Source organism: Kytococcus aerolatus (assembly GCF_900187395.1).
GTDB lineage: Bacteria > Actinomycetota > Actinomycetes > Actinomycetales > Dermatophilaceae > Kytococcus > Kytococcus aerolatus.
In genome coordinates, this window is sequence record NZ_FYEZ01000001.1 from 14079 (window position 1) to 25711 (window position 11633).

Annotated in this window: 9 protein-coding genes; all 9 read left to right on the forward strand. The window is 72.7% G+C overall.

The window, feature by feature from the left end:
- Positions 1-51: 51 nt before the first annotated feature.
- The 9 genes from CFT82_RS00060 (at position 52) to CFT82_RS00100 (ending at position 11567) form a co-directional block, all read left to right on the forward strand.
- A complete protein-coding gene (locus CFT82_RS00060; protein ID WP_088817082.1) occupies positions 52-1047 on the forward strand; it encodes an ABC transporter permease in 996 nt (331 codons plus the stop codon).
- A gap of 35 nt (positions 1048-1082) precedes the next feature.
- Complete coding sequence (locus CFT82_RS00065; protein WP_088818237.1) at positions 1083-2162, forward strand: ABC transporter ATP-binding protein; 1080 nt, start codon at positions 1083-1085, stop codon at positions 2160-2162.
- Complete coding sequence (locus tag CFT82_RS00070) at positions 2159-3229, forward strand: ABC transporter ATP-binding protein (protein ID WP_088817083.1); 1071 nt, start codon at positions 2159-2161, stop codon at positions 3227-3229. The genes CFT82_RS00065 and CFT82_RS00070 overlap by 4 nt, the downstream gene beginning before the upstream one ends.
- A gap of 130 nt (positions 3230-3359) precedes the next feature.
- Entirely contained in the window at positions 3360-6041 is a 2682-nt protein-coding gene (alaS, locus tag CFT82_RS00075) for an alanine--tRNA ligase (protein WP_088817084.1), read from the forward strand.
- A gap of 10 nt (positions 6042-6051) precedes the next feature.
- On the forward strand, positions 6052-6612 hold the full coding sequence (gene ruvX / locus CFT82_RS00080) for a Holliday junction resolvase RuvX (protein ID WP_234994197.1): 561 nt from the start codon (positions 6052-6054) through the stop codon (positions 6610-6612).
- Positions 6609-7700: an endolytic transglycosylase MltG gene (gene mltG / locus CFT82_RS00085; RefSeq protein ID WP_088817086.1), complete on the forward strand. Its 1092-nt coding sequence runs from the start codon at positions 6609-6611 to the stop codon at positions 7698-7700. Before ruvX ends, mltG begins: the two co-directional genes overlap by 4 nt.
- 2 nt (positions 7701-7702) lie before the next feature.
- Entirely contained in the window at positions 7703-8587 is an 885-nt protein-coding gene (locus CFT82_RS00090; protein ID WP_143469436.1) for a shikimate dehydrogenase family protein, read from the forward strand.
- Complete coding sequence (gene aroC / locus CFT82_RS00095; RefSeq protein WP_088817088.1) at positions 8587-9825, forward strand: chorismate synthase; 1239 nt, start codon at positions 8587-8589, stop codon at positions 9823-9825. Before CFT82_RS00090 ends, aroC begins: the two co-directional genes overlap by 1 nt.
- On the forward strand, positions 9822-11567 hold the full coding sequence (locus tag CFT82_RS00100; protein ID WP_088817089.1) for a bifunctional shikimate kinase/3-dehydroquinate synthase: 1746 nt from the start codon (positions 9822-9824) through the stop codon (positions 11565-11567). The genes aroC and CFT82_RS00100 overlap by 4 nt, the downstream gene beginning before the upstream one ends.
- Positions 11568-11633: the final 66 nt, after the last annotated feature.

Below are 11633 nucleotides of genomic sequence, written 5' to 3' on the forward strand. Positions count from 1 at the left end.
GGACGCCCCGAGCAGCACCCCACCCGCCCACACGCCACCCCAGGAGTCCTGGTGCTCGTCTACATCCTCCGCCGACTCGCGATCTCCGCGGCCGTGCTCTTCACGGTGACCGTCATCACCTTCGTCGTCTTCTTCCTCGGTCCCAGCGACCCTGCCGGTGCCATCTGCGGTGACAACCCGATGTGCACCCCGGAGCGGGTGGAGGAGATCCGGCAGTCGCTCGGTCTCGACGTCCCGGCGACGCAGCAGTTCACCGACTTCGTGGGCGGGATCTTCACCGGCCGCACCATCAGCCAGGGTGAGTTCGTCAAGGAGTGCCCGGCCCCCTGCCTCGGCTGGTCCTACGCCCAGGACCGCCCGGTCCGCGACATGATCACCGAGGCCTTCCCGGTCACCGCCTCGCTGGTCGTCGGCGGCATGGTCGTCTACGTGCTCGCCGCCCTCGCCCTGGGCGTGCTCGCCGCGAAGTTCCGCGGCACCTGGGTCGACCGGGTGATCGTCGGCTTCAGCCAGTTCGTCACCTCGATCCCGTACTACGTCTGTGCCCTGGTCTTCTTCCTCTACGGCATGGTCTACACCGGCATCGTGCCGCGCTCCGGCTGGACCGAGCCGTGGAGCGACCCGGTGAGGTGGTTCACCGGCCTGCTCGGCGTGTGGGTCTTCTACGGCATCTGGGCCTCGGCCGGCTACATCCGGTACGTCCGCGCCTCGATGATCGACGTGCAGAACTCCGACTACGTCCGCACCGCGCGCTCCAAGGGCCTCTCGGAGTTCATCATCTCCGCCAAGCACGCCCTGCGTGCCGCGATCACGCCCTTCGTCACCCTCGTCGGGATGTCGGTGGCGATGGAGCTGCAGGGGGCGATCTTCACCGAGCGGATCTTCGGCCTGCCGGGCATGGGCCTGCTGGCCATCAACTCCTTCGAGCAGGACGACCTGCCGGTCATCGCCGGCACGGTGATCGTCGGCGCGGTGCTGGTGACGATCGGCAACCTCGTCGTCGACATCCTGTACAGCGTCCTCGACCCGCGCGTGAAGCTCCAGTGAGCTCGGCCCGACGCACCTTCCCCGAGGAGAACACCATGACCACCCAGACCACCTCCCTACCGGTCCAGCAGCGCGACGGCCGGGACCCCCTGCTCAGCGTCCGCGACCTCCAGGTCGCCTTCCCGACCGAGGACGGCCTCGTCCGCGCGGTGAACGGCCTGAGCTACGACGTCTACCCCGGACGCACCCTCGCGGTGGTGGGGGAGTCCGGCTCCGGCAAGTCCGTCTCGACGATGGCCGTGATGGGCCTGCACGACCCGAAGCGGACCCGTATGTCCGGCTCGATCGTCCTCGACGGGCGAGAGCTCGTCGGCGCCTCCCAGGCGCAGTTCCGCAAGATCCGCGGCAACGTCGCCTCGATGATCTTCCAGGACGCCCAGTCCTCCCTGCACCCCTACAAGCGGGTGGGCGACCAGATCGTGGAGGCCTACCGGGTGCACCACCGCGTCTCGAAGGGGAAGGCGATGGCCCGGGCGGTGGAGATGCTCGACCGCGTCGGCATCCCCAACCCGAGGAAGCGGGCGGAGCAGTACCCCTTCGAGTTCTCCGGCGGCATGCGCCAGCGCGCCATGATCGCGCTGGGCCTGGTCAACGACCCGAAGCTGCTCATCGCCGACGAGCCGACCACCGCCCTGGACGTCACCGTCCAGGCGCAGATCCTCGACCTGCTCAAGGACCTGCAGGACGAGTTCGGCTCGGCGATCATCCTCATCACCCACGACCTGGCCGTCGTGGCCGAGGTGGCCCACGACACGCTGGTCATGTACGCCGGCCGGGGCGTCGAGCGCGGGGCCACCCACGCGGTGCTCGCCGACCCCCGCCACCCCTACACCCGCGGGCTGCTCGGCTCGGTGCCCAGCATCTCCGAGACCATCGGCGAGGAGCTCACCCCCATCCAGGGCGCGCCGCCCAGCCTCACCAACCTGCCCCCGGGCTGCTCGTTCAACCCGCGCTGCGAGTTCGCCCAGGCGGTGCCGCACGACCGGTGCCTCACCGAGATCCCGGGGCTCACCCCGCCGCCCGGCACCGAGGGCCGCCTGGTCCGATGCCACCTGGCCGACCTGGGCCTGACCCCCGAGGAGGCCCTGCCGGCCCGAGAGGAGAGCCTGCGATGAGCACCCGCCTGGAGGACGCGATCGTCCACCCCCGCCGCGCCACCGCCGACCGGGAGGTGCTGCTGGAGGTCAAGGACCTGCAGAAGTACTTCCCGATCACCGAGTACGAGGGCCTGCTGCCGAAGAAGAAGACCGTCAAGGCGGTCGACGGGGTGAGCTTCGACCTGGCAGCCGGGGAGACCCTCGGCCTGGTCGGGGAGTCCGGCTGCGGGAAGACCACCACCGGCCGCCTCATCACCCGGCTGGAGACGCCCACCGCCGGCAGCATCACCTTCCAGGGGCAGGAGCTGGCCGACCTCTCCGAGGGGAAGCTGCGACCGCTGCGCCGCGAGCTGCAGATGATCTTCCAGGACCCCTACGCCTCGCTGAACCCGCGCTACACGGTGGGGAACATCATCGCCACGCCGATCCGGGTGCACAAGCTCCTGCCGGAGAAGCAGATCAAGGGCCGGGTGCAGGAGCTGCTGGAGCTCGTCGGGCTCAACCCCGAACACATCAACCGGTACCCCAACGAGTTCTCCGGCGGCCAGCGCCAGCGCATCGGCATCGCCCGGGCGCTGGCCGTCGAGCCGCAGGTCATCGTGGCCGACGAGCCAGTCTCCGCCCTGGACGTCTCGATCCAGGCGCAGGTCATGAACCTCATGGAGAAGCTCCGCCGCGAGTTCAACCTGGCCTTCGTCTTCGTGGCCCACGACCTCGGCGTGGTGCGGCACTTCTGCGACCGGGTGGCCGTCATGTACCTCGGCCGGATCGTGGAGATCGGGGACCGGGAGCAGATCTACGGCAACCCGAAGCACCCCTACACCCAGGCGCTGCTCTCGGCCGCCCCGGACATCAACGTGGTGCGTGGCCTGGCCAAGCAGGAGCGGATCCGGCTCGAGGGCGACGTGCCCAGCCCGATCGACCCGCCGAGCGGATGCACCTTCCGCACCCGCTGCTGGAAGGCCCAGGACGTCTGCGCCTCCACCCGTCCTGACCTGAGCCCCGACCCCGGTGACGAGCGGCACCGCATCGCCTGCCACTTCCCGGAGTCGCGGGTGCTGACGACGGACGGCATCGGCGCCTGAGACAGCGCGATATCCTGCACCGTCGGCCCCAAGGGGTCGACGGTGCAGGCGTGTCCGGCCCGACCAGCTCCGGGAGGCCCGCCGGACGCACCCGCCCAGACAGACTCGACGCAACGCAGGGAGAGACGCGATGGAAACCGCTGAGATCCGCCGCCGGTGGCTCGCCTACTTCGAGGGCAAGGGTCACACCGTGGTGGACAGCGCCCCGCTGATCCACGACGACCCCAACCTGCTCTTCGTGAACGCCGGCATGGTGCCCTTCAAGCCCTACCTGCTCGGCCAGCAGACCCCGCCCTACACGCGGGCCACGAGCGTCCAGAAGTGCGTCCGGACCGGGGACATCGAGGAGGTCGGCAAGACCTCCCGCCACGGCACCTTCTTCCAGATGAACGGCAACTTCTCCTTCGGCGACTACTTCAAGGCCGAGGCGATCTCCATGGCCTGGGAGTTCCTCACCTCGCCGGAGTCCGCCGGCGGGCTGGGGCTGCGCAAGGACAGCCTGTGGGCCACCGTCTACCAGGACGACGATGCGGCCCACGATCTGTGGCTGCAGCTCACCGACCTGCCCGCCGAGCGCATCGTCCGCCGCGACGAGGAGGACAACTACTGGTCGATGGGCGTGCCCGGGCCCGGTGGTCCGAGCTCGGAGATCTTCCTCGACCGCGGCCCGGAGTACGGGCGCGACGGGGGCCCGGCGGTCGACGAGGACCGCTTCATGGAGATCTGGAATCTCGTTTTCATGCAGCACGAGCTCTCGGCGGTGCGCTCCAAGTCCGACTTCGACATCGCCGGCAACCTGCCGCAGCAGAACATCGACACCGGCATGGGCCTGGAGCGTATGGCCTCCATCCTGCAGGGTGTCGACAACCTCTACGAGATCGACCAGGTCTTCCCGGTGCTCGACCGTGCCGCCGAGATGGCCGGCGTGGAGTACGGCGCCACCCAGGAGCAGGTCGCCTCCCGCAGCCACCCGCACGACGTGCACCTGCGCGTGGTGGCCGACCACGTCCGCTCCGGCCTCATGCTCATCGGCGACGGCGTCACCCCGGGCAACGAGGGGCGCGGCTACGTGCTGCGCCGGATGCTGCGCCGCGCGGTGCGCTCCATGCGCCTGCTGGGCGTCACCGAGCCGGCCCTGCCCGAGCTGCTGCCGATCTCCCGCGATCTCATGGGCACCTCCTACCCGGAGCTCGTCAGCGGCTGGGAGCGCATCAGCCAGATCGCCTACGCCGAGGAGGACGCCTTCCGGCGCACCCTCGAGGCGGGCACCAGCATCTTCGACGTCGCTGCCACCGAGACCCGCAAGACCGGCGGGAAGGTGCTCCCCGGGGCCAAGGCCTTCGCCCTGCACGACACCTACGGCTTCCCGATCGACCTCACCCTGGAGATGGCGGCCGAGCAGGGGCTCTCGGTCGACGAGGAGGGCTTCCGCACGCTCATGACCGAGCAGCGGGAGCGGGCCAAGGCCGACGCCAGGGCCAAGAAGTCCGGTCACGCCGACACCGGCGTGTGGCGCGAGCTGCGCGAGGCCGGTGCCACCGACTGGCGCGCCTACACCGACCTGGAGACCGACGGTCGCGTCGTCGGCCTGGTGCGCGACGGGCAACGGGTCGAGGCCCTCGAGCCCGGGCAGACCGGCCAGGTGGTGCTGGACACCACGAGCTTCTACGCCGAGTCCGGTGGCCAGATCGCCGACTCCGGCCTCATCACCTTCGACGGGGGACGGCTCGAGGTCACCGACGTGCAGCGCCCCGTCAAGGGCCTCGTCGTGCACACCGTGAAGGTCGTCGAGGGTGAGCTGCGGGAGGGCGTCGACGCTCGCGCCCAGGTGGACCCCACCTGGCGCATCGAGGCCGCCCAGGCCCACTCCGGCACCCACGTCGTCCACGCTGCGCTGCGCCAGGTGCTCGGCCCCTCGGCCCTGCAGTCGGGCTCGTACAACAAGCCCGGATACCTGCGCCTGGACTTTCAGTGGACCGGCGCCCTGGACGCGGCCACGAAGTCGGAGCTCGAGGAGATCGCCAATCTCGCGGTCCGGGACGACCTGCCCGTCTCCGCCCACTGGATGAGCCTGCCCGCGGCCCGTGAGTGGGGCGCCCTGGCGCTCTTCGGCGAGACCTACGACGAGGACGTGCGCGTCATCGAGATCGGTGGACCCTGGTCGCGGGAGCTCTGCGGTGGCACCCACGTCCAGCACTCCAGCCAGATCGGGGCCCTCACCCTCACCGGGGAGTCCTCGGTCGGCTCCGGCCTGCGCCGGCTGGAGGCCTTCGTCGGCCTCAACGCCCTGCGCCACCTGGCCACCGAGCGGGCGCTGGTCGCCGAGCTCTCCGGCATCGCCGGCGTGCAGCCCACCGAGCTGAAGGACCGGGTCTCGCAGATGGTGTCCCGGCTCAAGGAGGCCGAGCGGGAGATCACCGCGCTGAAGCGCGAGCAGGCGAAGGGCGCCACCGCCGACCTGGCCCAGAAGGCTCAGCAGGTCGGCGGCGTCCAGCTCGTGGCCGAGGTGCTGCCCGGCATCGACGGCGGGGAGCTCCGCGCCGTCGCCCAGGAGGTCCGCCAGCAGCTGGGCGACACCGCGGCCGCAGTGGCCCTCGTCTCCACCGCCGGCGCCAAGCCGGTCGTCGTGGTGGCCACCACCTCGGCCGCCCGCGAGCAGGGGGTCAAGGCCGGTGCGCTGGTGAAGGCCGCCGCCACCGCTCTCGGCGGCGGCGGCGGGGGCAAGGATGATCTCGCGCAGGGCGGTGGGCAGGACGCCAGCAAGGCGCCGGATGCCCTCGAGGCGATCCGCGCCGCGGTGGCCGGGGCCTGACGGGAGCAGCGTGAGCGAACTCGTCGAGCCGCAGCAGTCACCCTCGCCCTCCGGGGCGGGGGTGCTCTGGGGACTCGACGTGGGCACCGCCCGGGTCGGTCTGGCCCGCAGCGATGCCGCGGGCATCCTCGCCAGCCCCGTCGAGACCGTCCCCACCACGCCGGAGGACCGCAGCAGCGCCCTCGAGCGCGTCCTGGAGCTGGTGCGGGCCGAGCCCGGGACCGTCGGGGTGTTCGTCGGCCTGCCCCGCCACCTCGATGGTCACGAGAGCAGCTCGGCTGCGCTGGCCCGCCACTGGGCCCGTGACCTGGCCCGGGCCCTCGGCGTCGGGGTCGAGGTCCGTCTCGTCGACGAGCGGATGAGCACGGTCGTCGCCTCCCGGGCCATGCGCTCGGCCGGTGTGGCGGCCGCCCAGCAGCGCGATCGGATCGACCAGGCTGCCGCCGTGGCGATCCTCCAGACCGTCCTCGACGCCCGCGCCTCCGGCACGCTGCCGGGGGAGCGGGTGACCGGTCGCAAGAGCCGTCACCGCAGGTCGGCCCAGCCCACGCACCCCGGGGAGAACGCATGAGCAAGGTCACCCACCGCAGCGCACCCGCCCGTCCGCCGAAGGCCCGGGTCGCGGCCGTCCTCGCCGGTGCCCTCTCTCTGACGGGGGTGGGGGCCGCCCTGACCTGGGACACCCTCTCCCCGGTCCTGTCGGCCGTGGCCATCCCGGACCTCGCCAGCGCGCCCGACTACGAGGGGCCCGGCACCGGGGAGGTGCAGGTGAAGGTGCCCGAGGGCACGAGCGGCTCCGGGGTGGGAAGCATCCTCGCCGAGGCCGACGTCGTGGCCTCGCCGGAGGCCTTCAACGAGCTCGCCCGGCTGGAGCCCCGCATCGCACGCCTCCAGCCGGGCACCTATGTGATGAAGAAGCAGATGAGCTCCGTGGCCGCGGTGGAGGCGCTCCTCGACGAGCGGAACCTCCGGGTGGACCGGGTGGTGGTCCCCGAGGGGCTGTGGGTGGACGAGACCCTCGATCGGCTCGCGAAGGGCACGGGCGTCCCCCGCTCGGAGTACGACGAGCTCACCCCGGAGGAGGTCGGGCTGCCCCCGGAGGCCGAGGGCCGGCTGGACGGGTGGCTCTTCCCGGCCACCTACGCCTTCGACATCGACGACGATGCCCGGACCCAGGTCTCGAAGATGGTCGAGCAGACCACGAAGGAGCTGGAGCGCGAGGAGGTGCCGGCGGAGGAGTGGCAGCGCACCCTCACCATCGCCTCGATCGTGGAGGCCGAGAGCTCCGGGCAGGCCGACCGGGGCAAGGTCGCCTCGGTGATCATGAACCGTCTGGACGCGAACATGGCCCTGGGTATGGACTCCACCATCCACTTCATCGCCCAGGAGCGCGGCAAGGCAGGCACCACCGACGAGCAGCGGCAGGCGAAGAGCCCGTACAACACGTACACGAGCACGGGCCTGCCCCCGGGCCCGATCAACAGCCCGGGCAAGGCGGCGCTGGACGCGGCGGTGGACCCGGACGACACGGACTACCTGTACTTCGTGGCCGTCAACCCGGCGACCGGGGAGACGAAGTTCTCCGAGGACTTCGCGCAGCACCAGAGGTACGTGAAGATGTTCAACCGCTGGTGCTCGCAGAACGAGCAGATGTGCTGACGATGCAGTCGCCGCGTGCCGTGGTGGTGGGGGACCCGGTGGAGCACTCGCTCAGCCCGCAGCTGCACCGGGCCGCCTGGGCCGCTCTCGGACTGGGCGGCGGGCACTACGACCGGCAGCGGGTGGAGGCCGGGGGGCTCGCCGCCCTGCTGGCCGGCCGCCCGGGGCTGACGGGGCTCTCGGTGACCATGCCGCTCAAGGGGGAGGCCCTGGCGATCGGCCGGGGGGAGGCCCCGGGCCTGGTCGGTGTCGGGGCGGACGAGGCCGCCGAGCAGGCGCAGGGAGCGAACACCTTGGTCCGCCGTGACGGCGGATGGTGGGCGGCGAACACCGATGTCACCGCCCTGGAGCGGTTGCTCGACGGGTTCCTGGTCGAGGGGCCCACGGCCAGGGTCGTCCTCGTGGGGTCCGGCGCGACCGCCCGGTCGGCGACCGTGGCCCTGGCCCGCTGCGGGGTGCAGGAGCTCTCCCTCGTGGTGCGCCGCGGTGCCCGGCGTGAGTGGATCGAGCTGGCCGACCTGCTGGGTGTCACCCACCGCTGCCTGACGCCGGACGAGCTGCCCGCGGCGCTGGGGGCCGGGACGCTCGTGGTGAGCACGGTGCCGACGGCGGCCTGGGAGCACGTCCCGGACGGTCTGGCGGCTGCGGACCTGTCGAGGGTCCGGTGGCTGGACGCCCAGTACGGTGGCTGGCCCCACCCGTGGGCAGCGGCCGTGGCCTCGGCCGGTGGACGGGTGCTCAGCGGTCTGTCCCTGCTCGTGGAGCAGGCGGTGGACCAGGTGGAGCTCATGACGGGGCACCGTCCGACGCGAGAGGATCTGCTCACCGGCCTGCCGGCCGACCTGCTGACCCTGCACGACCTCGGGAGCACGACGAAGGAGAGCTGATGCTGCGCTGGCTGACCGCTGGGGAGTCCCACGGCGAGGCCCTGACCGCCGTCCTGGAGGGGGTGCCGGCCGGGGTCGAGGTGACCACCGAGCACCTGCAGCGGGCCCTGGCGCGGCGGCGCCTCGGGTACGGCCGCGGGGCCCGGATGTCCTTCGAGGCCGACCGGGTGACCCTCGTGGGCGGGGTCCGGCACGGGGTGACGATGGGCTCACCGGTGGCGATCCGCATCGACAACACCGAGTGGCCGAAGTGGGAGAAGGTGATGTCGGCCGACCCGGTGACGCCGGAGGAGCTCCTGGTGGACGCCGGGAAGGGGGACGCGCGAGAGGTGGCCCGCAACCGTCCCCTGACCCGCCCGCGGCCCGGCCACGCCGACCTGGCCGGGATGCAGAAGTACGGTCTGGACGAGGCGCGCCCGGTGCTGGAACGGGCCAGCGCGCGGGAGACCGCGGCGCGGGTGGCCCTGGGTGAGGTGGCCCGACAGCTGCTGGCGGCGACCGGGATCCGGCTCGGCAGCCACGTCGTGGCCCTCGGTGGGGAGCACGTCCCTGCGGAGGCCTTGGGACGTGAGGTCTGGTCGGCGCTCACCACCGAGGCCGGACGGAGCCGGCTGGACGCCGACCCGGTGCGCTGCGCCGATGCGGCGAGCTCCGAGCGCATGGTGGCGGCGGTCGACGCCGCCAAGCGGGAGGGCGACACCCTCGGGGGCGTCGTCGAGGTCGTCGTGGCCGGGCTGCCGTCGGGTCTCGGGTCGCACGTGCACGGCGACCGCCGGCTCGACGCCCAGCTCGCCGGGGCGCTCATGTCCATCCAGGCGATCAAGGGCGTCGAGCTGGGGGACGGGTTCGACCTGGCGGACACCCCCGGCTCCCGGGCCCACGACGAGATGGTCTGGGAGGACGGTCATGTGCGGCGCGTCTCGGACCGCTCCGGGGGCGTGGAGGGCGGCATGAGCACCGGCGAGCTGCTCCGGGTGCGCGCCGCCATGAAGCCCATCAGCACCGTGCCGCGGGCGCTGCGGACGGTCGACACGGCCACGGGGGAGGCGGCCACCGCCCACCACCAGCGTTCCGACGTCTGCGCCGTCCCGGCAGCCGCGGTGGTGGCCGAGGCGGAGGTGGCCCTCGTGCTGGCGCGCGCGCTGCTGGAGAAGTTCGGCGGCGACCACGTCGACGACACCGTCGCGGCGCTGGAGCACTACCGGCAGCGCGTCGCGGCCACCGGGGGCGGCGCATGAGCCCGCTGCTGCCGGGGTGGCGGCGGTCGACCCCCGCAGCGCCTCGGGCCGACGTGGTGCTCGTCGGGCCCCCGGGGGTGGGCAAGACCACGGTGGGTCGGATCCTGGCCGGGGAGGGGGGCCAGCAGCTCGACACCGACGAGATGGTGGAGCGTGCGGCGGGCCGGACCATCCCGGAGGTCTTCGCCGCCCAGGGGGAGGAGGGCTTCCGCCGGCTGGAGGCCGAGGCGGCCGAACGGGCGCTGCGGACCATGGACGGTCAGGTCCTGCCGCTCGGCGTCGTCAGCCTCGGAGGCGGGGCCGTGGAGACCCCCCGGGTGTGTGAGCTGCTGGCCGAGCACGTGACCGCCGGCGGGGACGTGGTGTGGCTGCAGGTCGCCCCGGAGGCGGTGGCCGGCCGGCTCGCAGGCGGTGGCCGGCCCCTGCTCGCCGGGGAGGCGGGCGTGGACCGGTGGCGCGAGCTGGTGGCACGCCGACAGGAGGCCTGGGCGGCGTCCGCCACCGTGCAGGTGGACACCACCGGCCGACCGGCCCACGAGGTCGCAGAGATCGTGGGCCAGCGCCTCGTGGAGCGGCACACCACCGAGGACCCCGGCGAGCCGTTCGGTGCCGGGCTGTGGCCGGTGGACCGGGGTACCGGCCTGCGGATCCGGGTGACCACCACCGAGGGGAGCTACCCCGTCGAGCTGGGCCACCGGGTGCTCGACGGGTTGCCCGCCCTCGTCGCCGCGACCGGCCGGCCGCCGACGGGGGTGCTCGTGGTGCACCAGCCCGGCCTGGAGGAGAGGGCCGCGCGGGTGCGTGACCTGCTGCGGACCGGTGAGGGAAGGACGCTCCCGGTCGCCCTGCACCGCATCGAGCCGGCCGAGGCGGGCAAGCAGCTGGAGGGGGTCGCCGGCATCTGGGAGGCGTGCGCGGCGGCCGGCCTGGACCGCCGTGCCCTGCTCGTCTCCGTCGGTGGCGGAGCCTGCACCGACGTGACGGGCTTCGCGGCCGCCACCTGGATGCGGGGCATCGACGTCGTCCACCTGCCGACCACCCTGCTGGGCATGGTGGACGCCTCGGTCGGGGGGAAGACGGGGATCAACACGGCCGCCGGGAAGAATCTCGTCGGGGCCTTCCACCAACCCCGGGCCGTCGTGGCCGACCTGGACCTGCTTGACGGGCTCCCGGTGGAGGACGTGCGGGCCGGGCTGGCCGAGGTGGCCAAGTGCGGGTGGATCGACGCGGCCGAGACCGAGGGGCCCGAGCTGCTCGAGCTTCTCCGCGAGGGGCCTCGCACGGCCGAGGACCCCCGCGCATGGCCGGTGCTCGCCCGGCTCGTGGAGGGGTCGCTGCGCGTCAAGGCCCGGGCCGTCGCGGCCGACACCCGGGAGGCGGGAGTCCGGGAGCACCTGAACTTCGGCCACACCCTCGGTCACGCGCTGGAGAAGGTGGAGGACTACCGGATGCGTCACGGGGACGCGGTGGCCATCGGGATGGTCTACGCCGCGGCACTGGGGGAGGAGCTCGGGCTCTGGCCGGGAACCGGCGAGGTGCGCGAGATCCTCGCGGGCCTGGACCTGCCCACCCGCTACACCGGTGACGCGACCTGGCCGCAGGTCCGGGCCGTGATGGCGGGGGACAAGAAGGCCCGCGCAGGCGCACTGCGCTTCGTCCTCCTCGAGGAGCCGGGTGAGCCCACGGCGGTGGACGCCCCGGACGAGACCGCCCTCGAGCGGGCCTGGGCCGCCGTCACCTGATGCGCAGCGCGCCACAGCGGCGAAGAGCCCCGCCGTGCGTCCGGATCGGACGCGCAGCGGGGCTCT

Bases quoted from the DNA above. Each gene is read 5' to 3' on its own strand.
- CFT82_RS00065 (WP_088818237.1), top strand. From the start codon at position 1,083: ATGACCACCCAGACCACCTCCCTACCGGTCCAGCAGCGCGACGGCCGG.
- CFT82_RS00070 (WP_088817083.1), top strand. From the start codon at position 2,159: ATGAGCACCCGCCTGGAGGACGCGATCGTCCACCCCCGCCGCGCCACC.
- alaS (WP_088817084.1), top strand. From the start codon at position 3,360: ATGGAAACCGCTGAGATCCGCCGCCGGTGGCTCGCCTACTTCGAGGGC.
- mltG (WP_088817086.1), top strand. From the start codon at position 6,609: ATGAGCAAGGTCACCCACCGCAGCGCACCCGCCCGTCCGCCGAAGGCC.
- CFT82_RS00090 (WP_143469436.1), top strand. From the start codon at position 7,703: ATGCAGTCGCCGCGTGCCGTGGTGGTGGGGGACCCGGTGGAGCACTCG.
- aroC (WP_088817088.1), top strand. From the start codon at position 8,587: ATGCTGCGCTGGCTGACCGCTGGGGAGTCCCACGGCGAGGCCCTGACC.
- CFT82_RS00100 (WP_088817089.1), top strand. From the start codon at position 9,822: ATGAGCCCGCTGCTGCCGGGGTGGCGGCGGTCGACCCCCGCAGCGCCT.